The sequence below is a fragment of the Streptomyces sp. NPDC058001 genome, from assembly GCF_042886315.1.
Classification (GTDB): domain Bacteria; phylum Actinomycetota; class Actinomycetes; order Streptomycetales; family Streptomycetaceae; genus Streptomyces.
The window spans coordinates 23,127-47,333 of sequence record NZ_JBHVQT010000004.1; the positions used below are offsets into that span (position 1 = coordinate 23,127).

The window sequence follows — 24,207 nt, forward strand, 5'->3', positions numbered from 1 at the left end:
CCGGATGCGGCACGTTAGCGTCATTTTCTGAGGAGCCGATGAGGACGGGCAAGCAGTCTGCGGGGTGACGTCGGGTCACTCCACGAACAGGCCCCGCGCGGCGGCCCTGGCGTCGAAGTCCTCCAACCGCGCCTGCGCGTCCGGCAGGTCGTCGCACATCGCCTCCAGGAGCACCCGCCCGAGCAGCATCGGCGCGCACGCCGTGTCGAAGGCGAGCCCTGTGCCGACGGCGGCGGGAAGCAGCAGGTCGGACACCTTCGCGACGGGCGCGAACGCGCTGTCGGCGACGGTGACGACGGTCAGCCCGGCCTCCCGGGCGTGCGCCAGCGCGTCCACGACCTCGCGCGGATGGCGCGGCAGCGCGAAGCAGAGCAGCGCGCCGGCCCCGGCCCGTACCGCCGCGTCGATCCGGTCGGCGAGCATCGTGCCGCCCTCGTCGAGCAGCCGGACATCGGGGTGGACCTTGGCCGCGAAGTACGCGAAGCCGTACGCCTGTGAGGCCGCCGCGCGCAGACCGAGCACCGGCAGCGGGCGGGACGCGGCGAGCAGCCGGCCCGCGCGGCGCACCGGCGCGGGGTCGGCGAGGAGGTCGGCGAGGTGCCGGAGGTTCTCGATCTCGGCGTCGACGGCCTGCTGGTACTCGTTGCGCTCGGCGGTGTCGTCCGGTACGTCGAGGGGCGCGACCTCGCGCAGATGCCGCCGCAGCGCCGGGTACCCGTCGAAGCCGAGCGCCACCGCGAAGCGCGTCACGGACGGCTGGCTGACCCCGGCGAGTTCGGCCAGCTCGACGCTCGACAGGAACGGTACTTCGGCGGCCCGCCGCACCATGCTGTGCGCGATGCGCCGCTGGGTGGGGGTCAGCCGGTGCCCCTCGAAGAGCTGTTGCAGCCGTGCGGCAGGACTGTCGGTCATGGTGGCCTTCCTCCCCTCTCCCCCGGACCCTATTCAGGTTCCCGGTGCTCTGCATGACGATATGCAGCACGGGTCCGGTCGGAAAAGGGGGGGTAGCCCCACTGTGCGGACGCGAGGGCCTTCGTACCGTAGGAGCCATGGAACCCCGCGACGCCGAACTCAAGAAGGAACTCGACGCCACCCTGCATGCCCGCAGGGAACTCGGCGAGGACTACGACTCGGTGCTGGTCGACTCGTTCCTTGAGAAGGTCGAGCAGCGACTGGACGGAGCGGTGGACCGCCGGGTGCGCCGCCAGCTCGCCGAACAGCAGATGGTCGTCGCCCGCGGCGCCCGCAGTCCGCAGAGCGCGGACTCGTGGGGTGAGCGCTTCGGCTTCGGCATGGTCTCGCTGATCCTCGCGATCCCCCTGTCGGCGATCGGCGCGGTCAATGCCGGTATCCCTGGCCTGCTGATCACCTGGGTGGGCATCGTGGGGGTCAACGGCGTCCACGCGATGCACGGCCTCCCCCGCTTCTTCCGCAGGGAGAAGTCGTCCTCGGACTGGGAGGACTAGAGGCGACAGAAGATATGCGCGGGGACCGCCGCACCCCCGTGAACGGGGGGCGGGACGACGGCGGTCCCCGCGAGGGACGCGGACCGGGTCAGGCCGGGCCGCGTCCAGGCGTCCATGGAGGTCCGGGAGCCGCTCCGGAGGTCCTTGGCGCCGTTCTTCGCCGACCGGGGCGGGGAGCCGCTCCCGCCCCTGTCGACACCCACTAATCTGCCGGACCCGTGTTAAGCGTGTGCTGCGCGGACGTGACGTGCTCGTACCACTTCAAGGAACCTCTCCCGCCCGCGAGAACCCGCTACGGCTTCTCGCCCCGCGCGAGGAACGCGAGCAGGTCCTGCCGGCTGACGACCCCGGTCGGCTTGCCCTCGACCAGCACGATCGCGGCGTCCGCCCGTCCGAGTACCGACATCAGGTCGGCGACCGGCTCACCGGAGCCGACCTGCGGCAACGGCCGCGACATGTGCTTGTCCAGCGGGTCGCCCAGCGAGGCGCGCTGCGCGAACAGGGCGTCCAGCAGGTCCCGTTCGACGACGGAGCCGATCACCTCGGCGGCCATCACATCGGGGTGCCCGGCGCCCGGCTTGACGATCGGCATCTGCGAGACGCCGTACTCGCGCAGCACCTCGATGGCCTGCCCGACGGTCTCGTCCGGGTGCATATGGACGAGCGAGGGCATCGCGCCCTCCTTGTCGCGCAGGACGTCACCGACGCGCGCGGAGGGGCCGGTGTCCGCGAGGAAGCCGTAGTCGGCCATCCACTCGTCGTTGAAGATCTTGGAGAGATAGCCGCGTCCGCTGTCCGGCAGCAGCACGACCACCACGTCGTCGGGGCCGAGCCGCTCGGCGACGCGCAGCGCGGCCACGACCGCCATGCCGCAGGAGCCGCCGACGAGGAGCCCCTCCTCCTTGGCGAGCCGGCGCGTCATCTGGAAGGAGTCCTTGTCGGACACGGCGACGATCTCGTCCGCGACCGTACGGTCGTAGGCGGTCGGCCAGAAGTCCTCACCGACGCCCTCGACCAGGTACGGGCGTCCGGAGCCGCCGGAGTAGACGGAGCCCTCGGGGTCGGCGCCGATCACCTGGACGCGGCCGTCGCTGACGTCCTTGAGGTAGCGCCCTGTGCCGGAGATGGTGCCGCCGGTGCCGACGCCCGCGACGAAATGGGTGATCTTTCCCTCGGTCTGGTCCCACAGTTCGGGGCCGGTCGAGTGGTAGTGCGAGAGCGGGTTGTTCGGGTTGCTGTACTGGTCGGGCTTCCAGGCGCCGGGCGTCTCGCGGACCAGCCGGTCGGAGACGTTGTAGTACGAGTCCGGGTGCTCCGGGTCGACGGCCGTGGGGCAGACGACGACGTCGGCGCCGTAGGCGCGCAGGACGTTGATCTTGTCCGTGGACACCTTGTCCGGGCAGACGAAAATGCAGTGGTAGCCCTTCTGCTGGGCCACGATCGCCAGGCCGACCCCGGTGTTTCCGCTGGTCGGCTCGACAATGGTGCCGCCCGGCTTGAGCGCCCCGCTCTGTTCGGCCGCCTCGATCATGCGCAGCGCGATGCGGTCCTTCACGGAGCCGCCGGGGTTGAAGTACTCGACCTTGGCCAGGACCGTCGCCTGGATCCCGCCGGTGACGTTGTTGAGCCGTACCAGCGGGGTGTTGCCGACGAGGCTGATCATCGAGTCGTGGAATCGCACCGTTGTCTCCGGGCTGCAAGAAGGGCTTCAGGATGGGTGCCGCCAGCCTAAGGCCCCGGCCCGAAGCACCGGGGCGCGTCGCATCCGCCCGTGTTCACTCTCCGGTGCGATTGGCTGACCGTCCGGACGGGGCAAGGAGTGGGTGTACGGCTCGAAGGAGGTGACTGCGAGGCATGTCGAGGGCGAGGGTGGCACGGCGGATCGCCGCGGGAGCGGCGTACGGCGGCGGCGGGATCGGTCTGCTGGGTGTGGCGGCGGTCGGCGTGGTCGTGGCCGAGGTGCGGTTGGCGAAACGGCTGGTGGGCAACCACGGGAACGGCGGGAACGCGCCGCCGCCCCGCGCCGACGGCCTCTACGGCGCGGGGCTCGCGGGGCGTACGGGCGGCGCGCAGCCGCTGCGCTTCGTGATGCTCGGGGATTCGACGGCGGCGGGCCAGGGCGTGCGCAGGGCACGCCAGACACCGGGAGCGCTGCTCGCGTCGGGCCTCGCGGCGGTCGCGGAACAGCCGGTGGAGCTGCGGAACGTGGCGCAGCCGGGCGCCCGCTCGGACGACCTGGAACGCCAGGTGGGCCTGGTCGTCGCGGACACCTCATGGGTACCGGACGTCTGCGTGATCATGATCGGCGCGAACGATGTGACGCACCGGATGCCGGCCACGGAGTCGGTGCGCTGTCTGTCGGCCGCGGTACGGCGGCTGCGTACGGCGGGCGCGGAGGTGGTCGTGGGTACGTGCCCGGATCTGGGCACGATCGAGCCGGTGTACCAGCCGCTGAGCTGGCTGGCGCGCCGGGCGTCGCGCCAGTTGGCGGCGGCGCAGACGATCGGCGCGGTGGAGCAGGGCGGCCGTACGGTGTCGCTCGGCGATCTGCTCGGGCCCGAGTTCGCGGCGAATCCGCGGGAGCTGTTCGGCCCCGACAACTACCACCCCTCTGCGGAGGGGTACGCCACCGCGGCGATGGCGATCCTCCCCACACTCTGCGCGTCCCTGGGCCTCTGGCCCGAGGAGGAGCGTCCGGATGTCTCCCGGGACGAGGGCTTCCTGCCGGTCGCCCGCGCGGCGGTCCGGGCGGCGGCGGAGGGCGGTACCGAGGTCACAGCGGCGATGCCGAGCGGGCCTCGGGGTCCGTGGGCCCTCCTGAAGCGACGCCGTCGCCGGCAGATCCAGGAACCCTCCCCTGCCCCGGCCGCTGCCTCGACCCCTGGCTCGCCCCCTGCCTCGCCCCCTGCCTCGCCCCCTGCCTCGCCCCCTGCCTCGCCCCCTGCCTCGCCCCCGGACGAAGAGCCCGGCACCTCAGGCCCCGTTCCCCTGAGCAAGCGCTTAGACTAGTGCGGTAGGTATCACACGCCCACGCCGGTGACCGGGACGGTACGGACCGCTAACTTCCCGTAAGAACACCTGAGGACACCGGTCAAGCCCCCTGCCAAGGAGCCGTCGAACATGCCCGAAGCCGTGATCGTCTCCGCCGCCCGCTCCCCCATCGGCCGCGCCTTCAAGGGCTCCCTCAAGGACCTGCGCCCCGACGACCTCACCGCCACGATCATCCAGACCGCGCTGGCCAAGATCCCCGAGCTGGACCCGAGGGACATCGACGACCTGATGCTCGGCTGCGGCCTCCCCGGCGGCGAGCAGGGCAACAACCTGGGCCGGATCGTCGCCGTACAGATGGGCATGGACCACCTCCCGGGCTGTACGGTCACGCGCTACTGCTCCTCCTCGCTCCAGACGAGCCGTATGGCCCTGCACGCGATCAAGGCCGGCGAGGGCGATGTCTTCATCTCGGCGGGCGTCGAGATGGTGTCCCGCTTCGTGAAGGGCAACTCCGACAGCCTGCCCGACACGCGCAACCCGCTGTTCGCCGAGGCCGAGGCCCGTACGGCCGCCGTCGCCGAGTCGACCGGCGCCTCCTGGCACGACCCGCGCGAGGACGGCCTGGTCCCGGACGCGTACATCGCGATGGGCCAGACCGCCGAGAACCTGGCCCGGATCAAGGGCGTCACCCGCCAGGACATGGACGAGTTCGGCGTACGGTCGCAAAACCTCGCCGAAGCGGCCATCGAGAAGGGCTTCTGGCAGCGCGAGATCACCCCCGTGACCACCCCGGACGGCACCGTCGTCAGCCAGGACGACGGTCCGCGCGCGGGCGTCACCCTGGAGGGCGTCGCGGGTCTGAAGCCGGTGTTCCGCCCGGACGGGCTGGTCACGGCCGGCAACTGCTGCCCGCTGAACGACGGCGCCGCCGCGCTGGTCATCATGAGCGACACCAAGGCCCGGGAGCTGGGCCTGACCCCGCTCGCGCGGATCGTGTCCACCGGTGTCTCGGGTCTCTCCCCGGAGATCATGGGCCTGGGCCCGGTCGAGGCGTCCAAGCAGGCCCTGACCCGCGCCGGTCTCGGAATCGGCGACATCGACCTGGTCGAGATCAACGAGGCGTTCGCCGCCCAGGTCATCCCCTCCTACCGTGAGCTGGGCGTCGACCTGGACCGGCTGAACGTCAACGGTGGCGCCATCGCCGTCGGGCACCCCTTCGGCATGACCGGCGCCCGGATCACCGGCACCCTGATCAACAGCCTCCAGTTCCACGACAAGCAGTTCGGCCTGGAGACCATGTGCGTCGGCGGCGGCCAGGGCATGGCCATGGTCATCGAGCGCCTCAGCTAGCCCGCGACCGGCCCGCGGCCGACCCGAGCGCGGGCGTACGCGCCCCCGGCGCACGGATCGATTCGTGACCCAATCTCCCCCAGGATGTGATCTATCTCCTGGGGGAGTTCATTTGCGCAGGTCACAGGTGAATCCACGGTAAACACCGGCCAGAAAGAACTACTCAAATCGTGACGTAAGGCACTGACAGGATGAGGGTTCAGGCTTCAAGCTGAGGTAGGAAGTCGGGGGTCGACTGACACGGGAGTACTTCAGTGAGCGCCATGCCCCTAGCCCTGCTGGTCACCACCGCCGCTGCCACGGCCGTGGGCGCCGCCGCCCTGCATGCCGTGCACGGACTGCGTCGGCAGATCACCGCACTCCGATCCGAGCTGGCGGAACGCCACGTACCGATGGACGCGCGTGCCGTCGTGCCCGCCGCCCGCACCACTCCGGACACCGAGCACATACGCGCGGCCGTCGCCGAGGCGCTGGCCGAGGAGCGGGAGCGCGAGATGGCCGAGGCCCGCGCGTTCTGGGCCGCCCAGGAGGCGCGGGACGCCTCGGACGCGCCGTCGCTGCTCGGTCTGCCGCTGCCGTCGGACGAGCTGTATCTGCCGCGCCAGGCCGATTTCGTCGGCCTGACACCCCTGACCGAGCCGGGTACGGACCTGGACGAGGGCGACGCCCTCACCGAGTTCCCTGAGGTCGCCGAGGCCGTCGAGTACACCGGCGTGACCGGTGTCGCCGAGGCCGTCGAGTCCACCGCCCTGGACGGCGGGTACGCGGGTGACTCACCGGAGCTGGCCGCGGCCCGCCGCCGCCACCCCTCGCACCCGGACTTCGTGCCGGTCCCGGCCCAGTCCCCGTCCCACGCCCGTGAGCGGTCCCCGATCGGCGGCGACCACGAGCGCACGGTGCTCTGTCTGGAGGAGCTGGCCGCGACCCGCGCGGCGCTGACCGACGTACGGCCGGGTCCGCTGGGCACGCTGGACGTATACGTCTTCGAGGACGGGACGACCCTGTGCATGACGCCGGGGCACCGCGAGACCGCGGAACGGCTCGCCGGGGCCCTGCGCGCCGGTGACACCCCGGTCCTGCTCGGCGGCTCCGGAGTCTCGGGCGCGTACGCGCTGACCTTCTCCTGCGGCACCGAGAGCGTGTACGTCCTCGCGGACCGCGTCATAGCGTCCATCTGAGCCGGCTGAACCATCTGAACCATCTGAGCCGGACCTCACGGCACCGCACCACACGCACCACACCGCGCACAGGCGACCATCGCGCGCCGGGATTCACACCCCGGCGCGTTTCTGTGCCTCCTCCACCAGGAGCACCGCTTCCGCCAACTGCGCCGGATCCGTCAGCGCGACGGCAAGATCGTGGGCCGCGACGGTGATCTGGTCGGCGGCGGCGAACATGCCCGCGTCCGGCATCTCGTGCGGCGGCGCGTCCGGGGCCTCCAACCGCTGGGCGCGCGTGGCGAGTTCTCTGGCCAGGGCGAGTGCCTCGGCCGCCGCGCCACGCTGGAGCCGGCTCTGCGGCGCGGCCCGCAAATGGTCGGCGAAACGGTCCACGGCGGCGGTGAGGGGGGTCGTATCAAGCACGCCGTGACCCTATGCGTCCGACCCGGACTGTTGCCAACACCCGAACGCTCAGGCACGGTGGCGTGAAGGACGGACCACATAGCACGCGTCCGGAGGCGCCGATGTCCCAAGTCTTCTCCGCGGAGACCCATCGAAATCTGCTCGCCCGTATCCCGCACTGCACCGGTCGTGAGATCTCCGACTGGCTGCGCACCGTCGACGAAGGCCCCTCTCTCTTCCGTTTCGAGGAGAAGGTCAGCTGGCTCCGCAGCGAGCACGACCTCGCATACGGCCATGCCAAGGCGATCATCCATGAGTACGACCTGAGGAGGGCCGCGCGCAAACTGCTCTGACAACGCGCGCACCACACCCGTAAACCCCCGAAACCGCGGAAGGGCCCGCGAACCGCCGAGACGGTTCGCGGGCCCTTCCGCGTCAGTGGGCGTACGACCTACGTCAGTCGTTGCCCTGGAGGATCGCGATCAGCCGCAGGAACTCCAGGTAGATCCAGACGAGGGTGAGCGTCAGGCCGAACGCGGCGAGCCACGCCTCCTCACGCGGCGCGCCATAGGCGACGCCGTCCTCGATCTGCTTGAAGTCCAGCGCCAGGAAGCAGGCCCCGAGGAGCACGCCGATGATGCCGAAGACGATGCCGAGGCCGCCGCTGCGGAAGCCGAGGCCGTCACCGCCGCCGAAGACGGAGAACAGCAGGTTCACCGCCATCAGCAGGATGAAGCCCATGGCCGCGGCCATCACGAAGCCGTAGAACCGGCGGTTGACGCGGATCCAGCCCGCCTTGTACGCCACCAGGACGGCCGCGAAGACCGCCAGGGTGCCGATGACGGCCTGCATCGCCGCGCCGCTCGCGATGCGGTTGTCCACGACGCTGGAGATGACGCCGAGGAAGACACCTTCCAGCGCGGCGTACGACACGATCAGCGCCGGGGACGCCTTGCGCTTGAAGGACTGGACGAACGCCAGGACCATCGCGAGCAGCGCGGCGCCGATCGCGATGCCGTACGAACGGTTGATGTTCGCGTCGTCGACCGGCAGCAGCGCCCAGGAGAGCGAGGCCGTGACGATGAGAATGCCGAGCGTGGTGGCGGTGCGCATGATGACGTCGTCCATCGTCATGCGGCCGGTGGTGGCGGGCGCCTGCGGGGGCGCGCCGTACTGAAGGTCCTGCGGTGCGTACGGGTTGGTGGGCGCGGTGGGCGCTGTCGCGTACGGGTTGCCCTGGGCCTGGGGATTGCCCTGGGCGTAAGGGCTGCCCTGGGTACCGACTGCGGCTGGTCCCCCGGCCTGCGGCGCGGCGTTGAAGCCCGCATAACCGTTGTCGCGGCTGAACCCCCGTCGCGAGAAGACCGGGTTACTGCTCCTCATTGCATTCCTCCATGGCCACCCGTTGTGACCTCGGCTCCAAGAGTAATAGGCGGGCAAAGACCTTAGCCTAGTGCTCAGGGAGGATCTTTCCCCATCTGTTACGGGCAACGCCCGGCGGACGCCGGGCGTTCCCCGCTTTTCTCCCCGGGATTCACGGGTTTTAACGGATCAGCTCGCGAACGCCGTCGTCTCCCCGCCCGGCGCCGCCGCCTCGCGCCGGGTACGCCGGACGAGCGGCACCAGGGTGATCGCGACGGCGCCCAGGACGGCGGCGCCGGCGAAGGTGGTGAAGCCGAGGCCCGCGTTGCCGCCCACGATGACGGCGCCGCCGAGGGTGGGTCCGACGACCGCGCCGGTGCGGCCGACGCCGGTGACCCAGCCGAGCCCGGTGGCACGCTCGCCCGGCGCGTAGACCCGGGCGGTGGCCGCGTAGACCATGACCTGGGCGCTGAAGAGCCAGACGCCGGTGAGGAAGACCACCGTGTAGGCGACGCCGAGGGGCAGGTGGGCGCGGAGCAGGAAGGTGCCCGCGGCGGTGAGCACGAACCAGATCGCGGAGACCTTGACCGGCCCGAACCGGTCGGCGGTGCGGCCCGCGACGAGCATGCCGACAATGCCGCCCGCGTTGATCACCATGAGGAAGGTGACGGAGGAGGAGAGGGAGTAGCCGGAGGCGCGCATCAGCTCGGGCAGCCAGGTGGAGACGCCGTAGACGAGGAGCAGTCCGGCGAAGGACGCGATCCACAGCAGCGGGGTCGCCCAGCGGGTGCGGGGCGCGAAGAGGGCGCCGATCGCGGCGAGGCGGCCCTTGACACCGGCCTCGGGCGCCTCGGCGGGCACGGGCCGTTCGAGACGGTAGCGGTCGGCCGTCGCGTACGCCTCCTGGACGCGGCCCTTGGCGAAGAGGACGCCCGGGGACTCCGGCAGCCACTTCAGGACCAGCGGCACGGCGATCACGGCGGGCAGCACACCCGCCCAGAACACCCAGCGCCAGCCGTGCTCGGGCGCGACGGCAAGGCCGATGCCGGTGGCCGCCATGCCGCCCGCGTGGTACGAGGTCATCATCAGGCCGGTGGCGAGTGCGGCCCGGCGCGGCGGCGCGAACTCGGCGACGATCGCCAGGCCGATCGGCATCAGGCCGCCGAGGCCCAGACCGGAGACGAAGCGGCCCGCGCCGAACAGGGCGGCGCCCGGCGCGAGGGCGCACAGCGCGGAGCCGAGCGAGAACAGGACGACGCTGGCGGTGACCAGCGGTTTGCGGCCCAGCCAGTCGGTGAGGGTGCCCGCGGTCAGCGCGCCGATCAGCATGCCGAAGGTGGTCCAGCTGCCGATGGTGCCGGCGAGCCCGGGGCTGAAGCCGAGGTCGGGGTCGTCGAGCAGGTGCGGCATGACGGCGCCGTAGATGTTGACGTCCATGCCGTCGAAGAAGACGGCGACCCAGCAGAGGGTCATCACGAGGGCGACGGCTCGGAAGGAGCGGTCCGGGGTTTTCGGGGTGGGGTCTGCGGTCACGGTTCTCTCACTTCGTCGTAGAGGGGGGATGGGGGACGTACGACGGGGCAGAGGGGCCGGGCGCCCTGGGGTCAGGCGCCGGGGAGATCGTGCGGGGGATCGGTGGGGAGGTCGAGCGGGAAGCCGGTGTAGGACTCGGCGAGGTCGGCCTCGGCGGACCGGGAGCTGGTGATCCGGTCGAGAGCGGCACGCTGGACGCGGTCGTCGAAGGGGGTCGCGTCCTCGGGCCTGTGCAGCATCGTCGTCATCGCGTACGAGAACCGCTCGGCCTGCCAGACCCGGCGCAGACAGGTCGCGGAGTACGCGTCGAGGAGCGCGGTGTCGCCGGTGTCGCGCCGGTGGATCAGGGCACGGGCGAAGGTGACGACGTCGCCGACGGCGAGGTTGAGGCCCTTGGCGCCGGTCGGCGGCACGATATGGGCGGCGTCACCGGCGAGGAAGAGCCGGCCGTGCCGCATCGGCTCGTGGACGTAACTGCGCATCGGGGTAACGGACTTGGCGGTGACCGGGCCTCGGCGCAGGGTCCAGTCGTCGTCGGTCTCCAGGCGCCGTTCCAGTTCGTCCCAGATCTCCTTGTCGCTCCAGTCGGCGGCGTCGGTGCCCTCGGGGACCTGGAGGTAGAGCCGGGAGACGACGGGTGAGCGCATGCTGAGCAGGGCGAAGCCGCGGTCGTGGCGGGCGTAGACGAGTTCGTCGTGCGAGGGCGGTACGTCGGCGAGGATGCCGAGCCAGCCGAAGGGGTACGTGCGTTCGGAGACACGGGAGACGGTGGCGGGGACGGCGGTACGGGAGACGCCCCAGAAGCCGTCGCAGCCGACGACGTAGTGGCAGTCGAGGACGCCTTCGGTGCCGTCTGTCTGCCGGAAGCGAATGCGCGGGTGGTCGGATTCCGCGCCGGTGACCTCCAGGGCCTCCGTCTCGAAGAACAGGGGGCCGCCGTCCCCCAGTTGGAGGGCGATGAGGTCCTTCACGACCTCGGTCTGGGCGTAGACCATCACGGACCGGCCGCCGGTCAGGGCCGGGAAGTCGACGCGGTGACGGCGGCGGTCGAAGCGCAGCTCGATGCCGTCGTGGGGCAGCCCCTCACGGTCCATGCGCTCGCCCGCGCCGGCCGCGCGCAGCACGTCCACGGTGCCCTGTTCGAGGATTCCGGCGCGCTGGCGCTGTTCCACGTAGGCGCGGTCGCGTGACTCCAGGACGACGGAGTCGATGCCCGCGTTGTGCAGCAGCCGGGCCAGGAGGAGTCCGGCGGGACCGGCTCCGATGATGCCGACGGTGGTACGCATGCAGTAGCCTCTTGTTCGACTTGTTCGCCTGGTGAACTTTTGTTCATAATGTGCTCAGCGGGAGTGTCTGCCCGGTCCGGGCCGCTGTCAACGGTCCCGGCACGCCCGCTGAACGAAATCGAGGGAGCGCTATGCCCGAATCGGCGACCGGAACGGCGCGCGGAGTTGAGTCGGTACGGCCTCTTGAGCGGGGGCTCGCCGTGCTGCGCGCGCTGGCGTCGGCGCCCGCCGGTGAGCGGACCCGGGCCGGTGACCTGGTCCGTACGACGGGGCTCGCGCGGTCCACCGTCGACCGGGTCGTGACGACCCTGCACCACCTCGGTCTGGTACGCCGCCAGGGTCAGGAGCTGTGGCTGACGCCCCGTCTGATGGAGCTGGGCAACGCCTACTTGGCGGCGAGCGGGCCCCTGGACGCGGTCGCCGCACGGACGGCCCGGCTCGCCGACGAACTCGACGAGTCGGTGTCGCTCGCGGTGCCCGACGGGGACGGGGTCCGGTTCGTGGCGCAGGCCACGCGGCGCCGCGCGATGTCGGTGGCGTTCCATGTCGGCGATCTGCTTCCGGCGGAACGGTGCGCCCCTGGCGCGGTGTTCGCGACGGACTGGTCACCGGCGCGGTGGGACGCGTGGCGGGCCCGCCGCCTCGCCGACCCGCTGGGCGCGGGGTTCCCGGTGGTGTCACCGCGCGAGATCCGGGAATCCGACTTCGCCGCCCGGGTCGCCCTGGCGGCAGAGACGGGCCACGCCACCGACGACCAGCTGATCGAAACGGGCCTGATCGCGGTCACGGTCCCGGTCCACACCCCGGACGGCCACCCCTTGGCCGCCCTCAGCGCCGTCAGCCACACCAGCCGCCACAGCGCGACAGACCTGGCGGACGCGGTGCTGGGCCGACTACGGGCGGAGGCAGGCGAATTGGGGAGGCTGTTCGCGGGGAGTCGGGAAGTCGCGGAGGGTGGCGGAGTCACGGGGGGGCGGGAGGACGCGGAGGTCGGCGGAGTGGCGGGGGGTCAGGAGGTGACGAAGGTCGGCGGAGTCGCGGGGGCTGCCGTGGGTCCTGTCGGGGTCGACTCGTCCCTCCTGCCCCCTGACGCCAAGGGCGAACTCGGTCCCGAATTCCTCCAGTCGCTCGCGCGTGGGCTCGCCGTACTGCGGGCGCTGGGGGCCGCCCGGGGCGACGGTGTGCCGCTCACCGCGCTCGCCGAGGCGACCGGGCTGCCGCGTGCGACGGCGCGGCGCTGTCTGCTGACGCTCGAACAGGAGGGGTACGCGACCCACACGGGCCGGCTCTTCCGGCCGCTCCCCCGGGTCCTGGAACTGGGCTACGCCCGCCTCTCCCGGCTCTCCTTCGCCGAATTGGCCGAGCCGCATCTGCGGGACCTGGTCGAGGAGGTCCACGAGTCGGCGTCGGTGACGGTCCTGGACGGTACGGACATCCGGTACGTGGCGCGCGTGCCGACCGTACGGGTCATGAGCGTGCACATCGCGCCCGGCACCCGCTTCCCCGCGTACGCGACCGCGATGGGCCGCGTACTCCTGGCGGGCCTGCCCGATGAGCGGCGGGCGGCGCTGCTCGCGGCGAGCGATCCCCGGCCGCTGACCCGGCACACGGTCACCTCGCCCGAGGCCCTGGCGCGGACCGTCGAGACCACGGCGCGGCAGGGATACGCCACGATCGACGAGGAGTTGGAGGAGGGGCTGCGCTCGGTCGCGGTACCGCTGCGGGACGCCCGGGGCCGGGTCGTCGCGGCCCTGAACGTCGCCCAGCACTCCGGTACGACACCTCTGGCGACGACCCGGGACCGGCTGCTCCCGGCGCTGCGGCGGACGGCCGCCGCCATCGAGCACGACGTGCACACGGCGTCCCGCTTCAGTGAGTTCGGGGTGTCCTGACGGCCTCGATCACCTCGTCGGATGCGAAGGGACCGTCGTCCGCGAAGGCGTGGGCGGCGAAGCGCTTGCCCATACGGCGGTACGCGGCGGCGCCCGGGTGGAGGCCGTCGGGCAGGTCGTCCACCTCGTCCGGGCCGAGGAGCGCGCGTCCGTCGAGGTAGTGCAGATGGGGGTCGCGCGCCCCCCGGGCCGCGACGATCCGGGCCAACTCGGCACGGACCACGGCCAGCGTCAGCGCCCCGGCGGCCACATCGGCCGGGTCACCCAGCGCGGCGACCATCCCGTCCGGGCCCACCGCGGCCGGGCCCGGGGTCTCCTCGACCGCCGGACAGCTCACCGGGGACACCAGCAACAGCGGGGTGTCCGGGTGCCCGTCCCGGACGGTGTCCAGGAACCCGTGCACCGCCGGGCCGAACGTCCGCAGCCGGAACGCGGCCAGCGCCACGATGTTGATGCCCACCTTCAGGCTGATCAGATCGGCGGGCAGGTCCCGGATCGTCCGGGCGACGTACGGGTCGAGCAGCGCGTTGCCTGCCTGGCTGAGGTTGATCACCTCGACGCCCCCGAGCGCGGCGGCGACCACCGGCCAGGTGCCGGTGGGGCCGTCGGCGTCGATGCAGTGGCTGATGGAACTGCCGTGGTGCACCCAGCGGCGGCGGCCGTCCGGCAGCGGCGCCAGCACCTCGCCGTCGGCACGCAGCGCGACCAGTTCCGTGGGGGTCTGCTGCGGGAGCCACAACTCGACGGTCTTCATTCCGGCCGCCAGCCCGGCGAACCGTACGGTCCCCGGCTCCCCCGGAATCAGCCGCTGCGCGGACCCGGGCCGCGCCATCCGCAGCACCTGACCCAGCGGCGCCCGTTCGCGTCCGGCCGGGGCGCCGTCCACCAGGAGTTCCAGCGTCCCGGTCGGGCGCGGCTCGGGGTCGCCGGGCAACTGCCCGGTGGAGGTCAGCACGTCGAACTCCAGCTCACGCGCGTCGGTACGGAACACCAGGCGCACCCCCGAGGGCATCACGGTGGATGCCTCGACCGACGGGTCCTGGTACTGCTCCTTGGTCCATGCGGGCAGCCGGCGCGGCATCACCCCCGCGCGCGTGGTCTCCAGGGCCAGCGCGCCCCGTACCTCCACCGGCCCACCGACCAGCGGAACCGCCCGCATCTCCCTCACCGTCGCCCCCTCGTACCGGGTCGTTCACTACGACGAACCTATCCGGCCGTGGGGAGTCGGCGGGCGCGGCGCAGGGTCAGGAGGAGCGCGGCGGACGCGGCGACGATCAGTGCCACGAACGCGGGGTGGATGTCCTTGGACAGGCTCGGCGCGCCATCGGGCCGCACCAGCCAGACGGTGAGCGGGATCGCGAACGCGACGGCGAGAAGCGAGGCCGCCAGGCGTACCGCCCGGTCACGGACGCGGCCGAGACCGGTGACCAGCGCGATCACGACCGGCACGATCGCCACCAGGGCGAACTGGGCGAGCACCATGATCGGGACCGCCCAGGCGGAGATGGTCAGGGGGAGGGGGATGCGCCGGGTGGCGGCGGGGGCGGGGGCGGGCGATTCGGATGACGTGGACGATGACGTGGAGGTGGTCGTGGAGGTGGTCATGAGACTTCCCCTACCTAGATGGCTTGGCGTTCGTTATAAGTTGTAACTCCCGCGAGCGGTAAGCGTCAAGAGGTTTCGTGATAGCCTCTAACTAAATCTTGAAAGTATCGCTTTGCAGAGACGGAAGGCGGCAGGCGGATGGCGGAGACGGGCACAAGGACCCCACGCGAGCGCTACCGCGCCCAGGTGCGCGAGGAGATCAAGGAGCGTGCCTGGGAGCAGATCGCCACGGCGGGCGCGTCCGCGCTCTCCCTCAACGCGATCGCCAAGCAGATGGGCATGAGCGGACCCGCGCTCTACCGGTACTTCGCCGGCCGCGACGAGCTGATCACCGCGCTCATCAGGGACGCGTACCGAAGCCTGGCCGACACCTTCCACACCGCCGCGGAGTCCGGCGCCGACCTGCCCGCGCTGGCCCATGCCCTACGCGGCTGGGCACTGGAGGACCCGCAGCGGTACTTCCTCATCTACGGCACACCCGTACCCGGCTACCACGCGCCCGACGACATCACCGCGATCTCGTCCGAGATCATGGCGACGCTGCTCGACACCTTCATGGCGACGCCCGCGCGAGGCGGCCCCGAGACACCGTTCGAGGCGCACCTCACGGACCACCGGGCGTGGGCGAACGACCACCCCGCCCCACCCGCCGTCCTCCACCGCGCCCTGACCTTCTGGACCCGGCTGCACGGCGTCCTCTCACTGGAACTCGCGGGCCACTTCACGGGGATGACCTTCAACCCGGCACTCCTCTTCGACGCCGAACTCACGTCCCTGACCGAACCGGACCCCGGCCGGCGGGCGTAACCGCTGGAGCATCACGTCGATCTGATGGGTGAACAGCCCTTTGCCGCAATGACGGTGACTTCTCCGAGGGAGAAAACAAAACGGTACGGGCGCCCCGAATCCGGCGATTCCGACGATTCCGGCGACCGGTCCCGCACGGCATACGGCTGGAGGAAGGGCACCGCTGTCCCGACCGCCTCTCGGACATCGTCGCCACGCATGAGCGCGATCTCGGAGTTACGGGGTTAGCGGAATTCGCAGAACTTAAGAGCGACCCCGCTCGGATGGGATTCAAGGCCCGGTAAAATCTCGGTTCGCACACCTCGTGTCACCGCTCGGCAGCGCAGAGTGAGCGGTAGTGCCCGGAACCGGACTTGAACCGGTACGCCCCGAGAAGGGCAGCGAGGTTTAAGCTCGCCGTGTCTGCATTCCACCATCCGGGCAGGCCATGGGCTCCGCGACGAGGGTCCGAGCCTATCGGGACCGGTCCCCCGGACAGCGGAACGACAGTCCGATGTTGTCTTATTTTATTGCCGTCTGAGGGAGCATCAGCCCAGGTCCCGGGCCGTTCAGACCCGCAAATCACCTTTCTCGGGGCCTCTCGCGACGAACGCGGAATGACGGAATTTCACCGTCAACGGCAAAAACCAGACGGTGTCCCGACGCCCGCTCCCCCGCGGCCCCGTACGGACACCCCATGTCATCCCCATCTCGGGGTCGGACGTCATCCCCAGGTATGACAGCGGCCCTCTCGGTCCGACCGAAGGCTGCCCCCGGAACCGGAACAGCGGTTGACTCCAGGGCCCGAATCGGCCGCGACGATGGAGATGTCTTCGAGAGGGCATGGCGCCCGCAGCCGTAGGCACCCTCATTTGTCGCCCTCATCCGTCGCACCGACAGGAGCACCCTCCCGTGACCACCACTCCCTTCGCCCCGAGCACCACCGTGGCCGCCGCCCGAGCCACTGAGCTGAGCAAGGTCTACGGTCAGGGAGAGACCAAGGTGGTCGCCCTGGACCGGGTCTCCATCGACTTCCGGCAGGCCGAGTTCACCGCGATCATGGGCCCGTCCGGCTCCGGCAAGTCGACGCTGATGCACTGCGTCGCCGGGCTCGACTCCTTCAGCAGCGGTTCCGTCCGGATCGGCGACGTCGAACTGGGGTCCCTCAAGGACAAGCAGCTCACCAAGCTCCGCCGGGACAAGATCGGCTTCATCTTCCAGGCGTTCAACCTGCTGCCGACGCTGAACGCGCTGGAGAACATCACCCTCCCGATGGACATCGCGGGCCGCAAGCCGGACCAGCAGTGGCTGGACACCGTGATCCGCATGGTCGGTCTCGGCGACCGCCTCAAGCACCGTCCCGCGCAGCTCTCCGGCGGTCAGCAGCAGCGTGTCGCCGTGGCCCGCGCGCTCGCCGCCCGGCCCGACATCATCTTCGGTGACGAGCCGACCGGAAACCTCGACTCGCGGGCCGGCGCCGAGGTGCTGGGGTTCCTGCGGAACTCGGTACGGGAGTTGGGGCAGACCGTCGTCATGGTCACGCATGATCCGGTGGCCGCCGCGTATGCCGATCGCGTGGTGTTCCTCGCCGATGGGCGGATCGTCGATGAGTTGTACTCGCCTACCGCGGATGCCGTGCTGGACCTGATGAAGCGGTTCGACGCCAAGGGACGCACCAGCTGATTGCGCAGTTCCTCGCGCCCCTAATCGGGGGTCGACCGGACGTCGCCCAACTGCCGGCCGTCCGTGGCTGGTCGCGCAGTTCCCCGCGCCCCTGACGGGGCCCAATACTCCTCCTCACCAGGACGCACCCACATGTTCCGTACCGCCCTGCGCAACGTTTTTGCGCATAAGGCCCGGTTGTTGATGACCGTGCTCGCCGTCATGCTTGGCGTCGCGTTTGTCTCCGGCACGCTGGTCTTCACCAACACCATCTCCGACGCCCTCCAGAAGAGTTCGTCCAAGGGCTTCGACCAGGTCGACGTCGCCGTCCAGTCGAAGACGCCCGAGAGCAAGGGCGACACCGTCGCCAAGGTGCAGCCGCTGACGCGGTCGACGCTCGACGCGGTGACCAAGGCTCCGGGCACCGGGTCCGCGATCGGTGTGGTCGGAGGATTCAGCGCGCTCGCCGACAAGGACGGCAAGCTCATCGGCGGCGGCTTCGACTCCGCGGGCGGCAACTACTGGGGCGCGAAGGACCCCCGCTACCCGCTGAAGGAGGGCAAGGCCCCGCAGGGCAAGGACCAGATCGCCATCGACGCGCGGACCGCGGAGCGCGGCGGCTACAAGGTCGGCGACACCATCCGGATGTCCATCGACGGCCCCATCCTGAAGCCGACCATCGCCGGCATCTTCACCACCGACGACGGCAATGTCGCCGCGGGCGGCAGCCTCGCCCTCTTCGACACGGCGACCGCGCAGCGGCTGTACAACAAGGTCGGCGAGTACGACCAGATCGACGTGAAGGCCGCCCCCGGCACCACGCAGGCCGCGCTGAAGGCGGAACTCGACAAGATCCTGCCCGGCGACCGTACGGAGACCACCACCGGTCAGAAGCTGGCAGCCGACCAGGCCAAGAGCATCGAGGCCAGGATGAGCGGCATGAAGACGGGCATGCTCGCCTTCGCCGGGATCTCCCTGTTCGTCGGTGTGTTCATCATCGCCAACACGTTCACGATGCTCGTCGCGCAGCGCACCAAGGAGCTGGCGCTGATGCGGGCCGTCGGTGCCTCGCGCCGCCAGGTGACCCGTTCCGTGCTGCTTGAGGCGTTCTTCGTCGGCGCGGTCGCCGCCATCACCGGTCTCGCCGCCGGTATCGGGATCGGCGTCGGTCTGCGCGGCCTGATGGGCATGCTGGACGTCACCGTCCCGGCCGGTCCGGTGATCGTCACCTCGGGCACCGTCCTGACCGCCCTGATCGTCGGCGTCGTGATCACCATGCTCGCCGCCTGGCTGCCCGGCCGCCGCGCCGCGAAGATCCCGCCGGTCGCCGCGATGAGCAGCGTGCACGCCGCCGCGACGACGAAGTCCCTGGTGGTACGGAACTCGATCGGCGCCGTGTTCGCCGCCGCCGGTGCCGCGCTGGTCCTGGCCGCCACCGGAATGAGCGGTTCGGACGGCAACGTCCCGATGAGTGTGGGCGCGGGTCTGCTGGTCATCGGCGTGTTCGTGCTGACGCCGCTGCTGTCCCGGCCGCTGATCGCCGCGTCCGGCCCGCTCCTGCGGGTCTTCGGTGTCTCGGGCAAGCTGGCCCGGCAGAACTCGGTGCGCAACCCGCGCCGTACCGCCGCGACCGCGTCCGCGCTGATGATCGGGCTGACCCTGATCACCGGTATGACGGTCATCGCGGGCAGCTTCCAGAACGCGATCGACAAGATGGCGACCTCCGCCATCAAGGCCGACTACACGGTCAGCATGGCGAACTTCAAGACGCTCTCGCCCGAGGTGGAGAAGAAGCTCAAGGACGTCGGGGGCGTCACCGCGACCAGCCCGCTGCGCAACGCGGAGTCCCGTATCGGTGGGAAGACCGAGTATCTGACCGGTGTCGACGGCTCCACGATCGGCGAGCTGACCGATCTCCCGGTCGACAACGGCACGTTCAAGGTCGCCGGCACCGATGTCGTCGTGGACGACAAGACCGCCAAGCAACACGGCTGGAAGGTCGGTTCGCGGTTCGCCACGTCGTACGAGGACGGCAAGAAGCAGACGCTGACCGTCGCCGGGGTCTATGTGGGCAACGAGATGATCCGCGGGATCATCATGGACATGAACACGCTGGCGCCGCACCAGCGGGACACCACCGACATGCAGGTCATGGTCAAGACGTCCGACGGCACTTCGGCGGCGACGAAGGACAAGCTGGAGAAGGCGCTCGGCGACAACCCGGCGATCAAGGTCCAGGACAAGAAGGACCTGTCCAACGAGATCGCGCAGCTGTTCACGCTGATGCTGAACATGCTGTACGGGCTGCTCGCCATGGCGGTGATCGTCGCGGTGCTCGGTGTCATCAACACCCTGGCGATGTCCGTCTTCGAGCGCCAGCAGGAGATCGGGATGCTCCGCGCGATCGGCCTCGACCGCAAGGGCACCAAGCGGATGGTCCGGCTCGAATCGCTGGTGATCTCACTGTTCGGCGGGGTGCTCGGGCTCGGGCTCGGCGTCTTCTTCGGCTGGGCGGCCGGTGAGCTGATCGGCGCCCGGATGGCGACGTACTCGCTGGTCCTGCCGTGGGGCCGGATGGCGCTGTTCCTGCTGCTCGCAGGCATGGTCGGCATCCTCGCGGCGCTCTGGCCGGCGCGGCGCGCGGCGCGGCTGAACATGCTCGCGGCGATCAAGTCGGAGTAGCCGCGGCCTCCCACGGAAGGGCCCGTACGGCGACACTCCGCCGTACGGGCCCTTCCGTGCGCCGGGACGCGCGTGCCGGGGCGTCAGCCCCAGGCGCGTGCCCGCAGCGCCATCCCCGAGGTGCCCGCGTCGGGGGCGCGTACCGCGAGGACCTGGTTCACGCCGATGCGGTTGCGCTCGAAGGACAGGGCCGACGCGGCCATGTAGAGGCGCCAGACACGGGCCCGGCCGGGGCTGGTCAGCCGGACGGCCTTCGCCCAGTGCTTCTCCAGGTTGGCGACCCAGCGGCGCAGCGTGAGCCCGTAGTGCTCCCGGATGGCCTCCAGGTCACGGACCTCGAACCCGGCCTGTTCGAGCAGCTCGACGGTGGTGCCGACGGGTGCCAGCTCGCCGTCCGGGAAGACGTACGCGTCGATGAACTCGTCGACCTGGTAGCCGTCTTCGTCGCCCCGAGGGCGGCGCGCGATCTGGTGGTTGAGCAGCCGTCCGCCCGGCTTCAGCAGGGCGTACAGGTCCTGGGCGTACTCCAGATAGCGGGTCGATCCGACGTGCTCGGCCATCCCGATCGAGGAGATCGCGTCGTACGGGCCGTCGGCGACGTCCCGGTAGTCCTGGACGCGGATCTCGACCCTGTCGGTGAGGCCCTCCTCGGCGACGCGCTTGCGGGCGAAGGCCGCCTGCTCCTGCGAGAGGGTGACGCCGACGACGCGGACGCCGTACTCGCGGGCCGCGTGGATCGCCATGGAGCCCCAGCCGCACCCGACATCGAGCAGCCGCATGCCGGGCTTCAGGTCCAACTTGCGGCTGATGAGGTCGAGCTTGTCGCGCTGGGCGTCCTCCAGGGTGGAGTCCGGGGTGTCCCAATAGGCGCACGAATAGACCATCGAAGGGCCGAGGACGAGGGCGTAGAAGTCGTTGCCGACGTCGTAGTGGTGGCTGATGGCGCGTCTGTCGGTGCGTTTGGTGTGCAGATGGAGGCGGCCGGTGCGGCGCGTCTCCTCGCGGGGCGGGGCCGGCGGTGGGAAGGGGCCGGCGAGGACGGCGAGCGAGCGGGCGGCGGCGCGTACCTCGGGGTCGCGCAGGGCCTGGCGCAGGGTTCGGGCGTCCTCGCCCCGGTCCCAGATCAGCGAGGACATCAGGTCGAGGGCCTCGTACAGATCCCCGTCGACGTCGAGGTCACCGGCGACCCAGGCGCGGGCCAGGCCCAGCTCGCCGGGCTTCCACAACAGCCGCCGCAGCGCCCGGCGGTGGCGTACGACCAGCGTCGGAGCGTCCGGAGGGCCCGCCTCCGAACCGTCCCAGGCGCGGATACGCACCGGGAGCCGGACTCCCATGAGTTGCTCGGCGAGGGTCTTCAGCCGCAGTGCGGCGTCCTGCATGGCACACACCTCCGTGATGGCAGATCCGTGATCACAGATCCCGTGACGGTCCAACACCTCGTCAACACCAACGGGTCGGCCGCACAGTCCCGTTTTCCCGTTACGACTCCGCAAAATACGTGCAGGAGCCATACATTGGGCCGCCCGGGAACGCCGAAGGGGCCGTCCGCACCACGGATGGCGGACGGCCCCTTCGGTGTGACGGGGTACCGGAGGTCAGGACGCCTGAGCCTGAGCCTTGGCCTTCTCCTCGGTCCTGGCGGGGGCCTTGGCGGCGGCCTGCTCGGGCGCGGCACCGGCGGCCACCGGTACGGGTGTCGGCCGGGCGGCCTCGTAGAACTCCTCGCGCGGGGTCTCCATCGCGCCGAGCGAGACCACCTCACGCTTGAGGAACATCGCGAGGGTCCAGTCCGCGAACACCCGGATCTTGCGGTTCCAGGTCGGCATCGCCAGACCGTGGTACCCGCGGTGCATGTACCACGCGAGCCGGCCCTTGAGCTTGATCTTCATCTTGCCCATGACGATCATCGCGACGCCCTTGTGCAGGCCGAGCCCGGCGACCGCACCCTTGTTGGCGTGGCTGTACTCCCGCTGCGGGAAGCCCCGCAGGCCGGAGATGACGTTGTCGCCGAGGGTCTTCGCCTGACGCAGCGCGTGCTGGGCGTTGGGCGGGCACCAGGCGTTCGGGTTGCCCGCCTTGCGGCCGATGAGGTCCGGCACCTGGGCGTTGTCGCCGGCGGCCCAGATGTAGTCGGAGCCCTGCACCTGGAGCGTGGTGCGGGTGTCGACGTGACCGCGGGGGCCCAGCGGGAGGCCGTAGCGGGCGAGGACCGGGTTCGGCTTCACACCGGCGGTCCACACGATGGTGTTGGAGTCGACCTCCAGGCCGTTCTTGAGCACCACATGGCCGTCGACGCAGGAGTCGAGCGAGGTGGAGAGGTAGACCTCGACCCCGCGGCCCTCCAGGTGCTCGCGGCCGTACTGGCCGAGCTTGGGGCCGACCTCGGGGAGGATCTTGTCCGCGGCGTCCACGAGGACGAAGCGCATGTCCTCGCGCGACACGTTGTTGTAGTACTTGGCCGCGTCCCGGGCCATGTCCTCGACCTCGCCGATGGTCTCCGCGCCGGCGAAGCCGCCGCCGACGAAGACGAAGGTGAGCGCGCGGCGCCGGACGTCCTCGTCGGTGGTCGAGTCGGCCTTGTCGAGCTGCTCCAGCACGTGGTTGCGCAGGCCGATGGCCTCCTCGATGCCCTTCATGCCGATGCCCTGCTCGGCGAGGCCGGGGATCGGGAAGGTACGCGAGACGGCGCCGAGGGCGACGATCAGGTAGTCGAAGGGCAGCTCGTACGCCTCGCCGACGAGCGGCGCGACGGTGGCGACCTTGCGGTCCTGGTCGATGGTGGTGACCCGGCCGGTGAGCACCTCCGCCTTGGGCAGCACGCGTCGCAGCGGGACGACGACATGCCGGGGCGAGATGCTGCCGGCGGCGGCTTCGGGGAGGAAGGGCTGGTACGTCATGTACGAGCGCGGGTCGACGACCGTGACGGTCGCCTCGCCGTACCGCATCTTCTTCAGAATGCGACGCGCCGCGTAAAGACCTACGTACCCACCGCCTACTACGAGGATCCTGGGACGCTCCGTGGTGCTCATGGCAACGAGTATCCACTGCCTCAGGGGGGTCGTTCGTGCGCCCCTTCACAAGCACATTCCGGGCCTGTGCTACCCTGCGCGACCCAGGTGACACAGTTCATGTCTCACGGCGGGAACCACAGCGGTCAACGGGACGTTGCACCACCCCTGTGAGCTGCTCGTCCGGGTCATTCAGGTGGGTGGACCACCCCCTGATTCACCCCGGCGTAACACTCCCGGAACCCCCCGCGCACACCCCGGAACCCCCCGCGAAACCCCGGCGAGGAACCCTTCCCCACGGAACCTCGCCCAAGAGGACCGAATTCCTTGTGAAGAACTTCACGAACTTTCCCGCCGACGCACCCCCGCCCGATCGAGGAACCCCCCGAAAGGCCCGCTCGGACGACGGGGGGCCTGCTCAGGCGACCCCTGACGCGTGTACACAAGGGCGCGTACACTGCCCGTATGGCAGAGAACCCCGTGACCGTCCGCGAAGCCCGCGCGCACCTCGCGGACCACATCAACCGTGCCGAGCAGGGCACCGCGACCGTCATCACGCGCAATGGGGAGCCGGTGGCCGCCCTGGTGCCCATTGCGGACTTCGACGCGCTGGAGGAAGCAGCCGACGAACTGCTGGCGCGTGAGGCCGAGGCGGTTCTGGCCGACGGTGGCCCGACGGTGACGATGGCCGAGTTGCTGGCGGACCTGTTCACCGAGCGCGAGGACCACGCCGAGGGCGCGGCGTGAAGTACGCGTTCCGCTTCACCACGGCGGCGCAGCGCCAACTGCGGGCCATCGACCGCCCGGCGGCCATGCGCGTCCTGACGGCGCTGACCGCGCTCGGCGACGACCCGTACCGGGAGGACGCCGACATCAAGAAGCTCAGCGGACCGTCCGGGCTCTACCGTCTCCGGGTCGGCCCCTACCGCATCGCCTACCAGGTCGATGACGGCGAACTCCTGGTCCTGGTCGTCAAGATCGGCGACCGTCGTGAGGTGTACCGCAACCTCTGATCCCGCCGG

At 70.6% G+C, this 24,207-nt stretch carries 21 protein-coding genes and 1 tRNA gene; 11 read left to right on the forward strand and 11 right to left on the reverse strand.

Features of this window, described 5'->3' with window-relative positions:
- Positions 1–75: 75 nt before the first annotated feature.
- Positions 76–912 (reverse strand): MurR/RpiR family transcriptional regulator, encoded by an 837-nt coding sequence (locus tag ACFVT5_RS09875; protein ID WP_389883694.1) that lies wholly within the window; start codon positions 910–912, stop codon positions 76–78.
- Between the two features lie 137 nt (positions 913–1,049).
- On the opposite strand from ACFVT5_RS09875, the gene ACFVT5_RS09880 reads away from it, so the two are divergent.
- Entirely contained in the window at positions 1,050–1,466 is a 417-nt protein-coding gene (locus tag ACFVT5_RS09880) for a hypothetical protein (RefSeq protein WP_389883697.1), read from the forward strand.
- Between the two features lie 292 nt (positions 1,467–1,758).
- Here ACFVT5_RS09880 and ACFVT5_RS09885 read toward each other — a convergent pair whose 3' ends face one another.
- Positions 1,759–3,147 carry a cystathionine beta-synthase gene (locus ACFVT5_RS09885; RefSeq protein ID WP_389883700.1) on the reverse strand — a complete coding sequence of 463 codons (1,389 nt, stop codon included), beginning with the start codon at positions 3,145–3,147 and terminating at the stop codon, positions 1,759–1,761.
- Between the two features lie 188 nt (positions 3,148–3,335).
- On the opposite strand from ACFVT5_RS09885, the gene ACFVT5_RS09890 reads away from it, so the two are divergent.
- The 3 genes from ACFVT5_RS09890 to ACFVT5_RS09900 all read left to right on the forward strand — a co-directional run bounded on the left by ACFVT5_RS09890 (position 3,336) and on the right by ACFVT5_RS09900 (position 6,985).
- Entirely contained in the window at positions 3,336–4,475 is a 1,140-nt protein-coding gene (locus ACFVT5_RS09890; protein WP_389885202.1) for an SGNH/GDSL hydrolase family protein, read from the forward strand.
- Between the two features lie 111 nt (positions 4,476–4,586).
- On the forward strand, positions 4,587–5,807 hold the full coding sequence (locus ACFVT5_RS09895) for an acetyl-CoA C-acetyltransferase (protein WP_389883703.1): 1,221 nt from the start codon (positions 4,587–4,589) through the stop codon (positions 5,805–5,807).
- Positions 5,808–6,061: 254 nt separating this feature from the next.
- Entirely contained in the window at positions 6,062–6,985 is a 924-nt protein-coding gene (locus tag ACFVT5_RS09900) for a hypothetical protein (protein WP_389883705.1), read from the forward strand.
- A 93-nt stretch (positions 6,986–7,078) separates the two neighbouring features.
- Here ACFVT5_RS09900 and ACFVT5_RS09905 read toward each other — a convergent pair whose 3' ends face one another.
- The gene (locus ACFVT5_RS09905; RefSeq protein ID WP_389883708.1) at positions 7,079–7,390 is read right to left on the reverse strand and encodes a hypothetical protein; all 312 of its coding nucleotides are present in this window, start codon (positions 7,388–7,390) and stop codon (positions 7,079–7,081) included.
- 101 nt (positions 7,391–7,491) lie between these two features.
- Between ACFVT5_RS09905 and ACFVT5_RS09910 the strand changes: the two genes are divergently transcribed.
- Positions 7,492–7,722, forward strand: coding sequence for a DUF4287 domain-containing protein (locus ACFVT5_RS09910; RefSeq protein WP_389883710.1), 231 nt, complete (start codon positions 7,492–7,494; stop codon positions 7,720–7,722).
- 103 nt (positions 7,723–7,825) lie between these two features.
- Here the strand turns inward: ACFVT5_RS09910 and ACFVT5_RS09915 are convergent, their stop codons facing one another.
- From ACFVT5_RS09915 to ACFVT5_RS09925, 3 genes are all read right to left on the reverse strand, one after another.
- Positions 7,826–8,752: a Bax inhibitor-1/YccA family protein gene (locus tag ACFVT5_RS09915; RefSeq protein ID WP_389883713.1), complete on the reverse strand. Its 927-nt coding sequence runs from the start codon at positions 8,750–8,752 to the stop codon at positions 7,826–7,828.
- 168 nt (positions 8,753–8,920) lie between these two features.
- Positions 8,921–10,339 carry an MFS transporter gene (locus ACFVT5_RS09920; protein WP_389885205.1) on the reverse strand — a complete coding sequence of 473 codons (1,419 nt, stop codon included), beginning with the start codon at positions 10,337–10,339 and terminating at the stop codon, positions 8,921–8,923.
- Positions 10,336–11,550: a 4-hydroxybenzoate 3-monooxygenase gene (locus tag ACFVT5_RS09925; protein ID WP_389883716.1), complete on the reverse strand. Its 1,215-nt coding sequence runs from the start codon at positions 11,548–11,550 to the stop codon at positions 10,336–10,338. Before ACFVT5_RS09925 ends, ACFVT5_RS09920 begins: the two co-directional genes overlap by 4 nt.
- A 131-nt stretch (positions 11,551–11,681) precedes the next feature.
- Between ACFVT5_RS09925 and ACFVT5_RS09930 the strand changes: the two genes are divergently transcribed.
- Positions 11,682–13,442, forward strand: coding sequence for an IclR family transcriptional regulator C-terminal domain-containing protein (locus ACFVT5_RS09930; protein ID WP_389883718.1), 1,761 nt, complete (start codon positions 11,682–11,684; stop codon positions 13,440–13,442).
- On the opposite strand, the gene ACFVT5_RS09935 is transcribed toward ACFVT5_RS09930, so the two are convergent.
- Together ACFVT5_RS09935 and ACFVT5_RS09940 are read right to left on the reverse strand one after the other, a co-directional pair.
- Positions 13,420–14,601: a GDSL-type esterase/lipase family protein gene (locus ACFVT5_RS09935; RefSeq protein ID WP_389883721.1), complete on the reverse strand. Its 1,182-nt coding sequence runs from the start codon at positions 14,599–14,601 to the stop codon at positions 13,420–13,422. The genes ACFVT5_RS09930 and ACFVT5_RS09935 overlap by 23 nt on opposite strands.
- A 47-nt stretch (positions 14,602–14,648) precedes the next feature.
- Positions 14,649–15,047 (reverse strand): hypothetical protein, encoded by a 399-nt coding sequence (locus ACFVT5_RS09940; protein ID WP_389883724.1) that lies wholly within the window; start codon positions 15,045–15,047, stop codon positions 14,649–14,651.
- Between the two features lie 138 nt (positions 15,048–15,185).
- Between ACFVT5_RS09940 and ACFVT5_RS09945 the strand changes: the two genes are divergently transcribed.
- Entirely contained in the window at positions 15,186–15,854 is a 669-nt protein-coding gene (locus ACFVT5_RS09945; RefSeq protein WP_389883727.1) for a TetR/AcrR family transcriptional regulator, read from the forward strand.
- Between the two features lie 338 nt (positions 15,855–16,192).
- Here the strand turns inward: ACFVT5_RS09945 and ACFVT5_RS09950 are convergent.
- A tRNA-Leu gene (locus ACFVT5_RS09950) sits at positions 16,193–16,276 on the reverse strand.
- Positions 16,277–16,745: 469 nt separating this feature from the next.
- Here ACFVT5_RS09950 and ACFVT5_RS09955 point away from each other — a divergent pair.
- Both ACFVT5_RS09955 and ACFVT5_RS09960 read left to right on the forward strand, forming a co-directional pair.
- Complete coding sequence (locus ACFVT5_RS09955; RefSeq protein WP_389883730.1) at positions 16,746–17,516, forward strand: ABC transporter ATP-binding protein; 771 nt, start codon at positions 16,746–16,748, stop codon at positions 17,514–17,516.
- 132 nt (positions 17,517–17,648) lie between these two features.
- Positions 17,649–20,177, forward strand: coding sequence for an ABC transporter permease (locus ACFVT5_RS09960; RefSeq protein ID WP_389883733.1), 2,529 nt, complete (start codon positions 17,649–17,651; stop codon positions 20,175–20,177).
- A gap of 83 nt (positions 20,178–20,260) precedes the next feature.
- Here the strand turns inward: ACFVT5_RS09960 and ACFVT5_RS09965 are convergent, their stop codons facing one another.
- Positions 20,261–21,556 carry a class I SAM-dependent methyltransferase gene (locus ACFVT5_RS09965; protein ID WP_389883736.1) on the reverse strand — a complete coding sequence of 432 codons (1,296 nt, stop codon included), beginning with the start codon at positions 21,554–21,556 and terminating at the stop codon, positions 20,261–20,263.
- A gap of 216 nt (positions 21,557–21,772) precedes the next feature.
- Positions 21,773–23,206, reverse strand: a complete 1,434-nt coding sequence (locus tag ACFVT5_RS09970) for an NAD(P)/FAD-dependent oxidoreductase (RefSeq protein ID WP_389883739.1) — start codon at positions 23,204–23,206, stop codon at positions 21,773–21,775.
- 444 nt (positions 23,207–23,650) lie between these two features.
- Here ACFVT5_RS09970 and ACFVT5_RS09975 point away from each other — a divergent pair, with 444 nt between their 5' ends.
- A complete protein-coding gene (locus ACFVT5_RS09975) occupies positions 23,651–23,932 on the forward strand; it encodes a type II toxin-antitoxin system Phd/YefM family antitoxin (RefSeq protein ID WP_389883741.1) in 282 nt (93 codons plus the stop codon).
- A complete protein-coding gene (locus tag ACFVT5_RS09980) occupies positions 23,929–24,198 on the forward strand; it encodes a type II toxin-antitoxin system RelE/ParE family toxin (protein WP_389883744.1) in 270 nt (89 codons plus the stop codon). The genes ACFVT5_RS09975 and ACFVT5_RS09980 overlap by 4 nt, the downstream gene beginning before the upstream one ends.
- Positions 24,199–24,207: the final 9 nt, after the last annotated feature.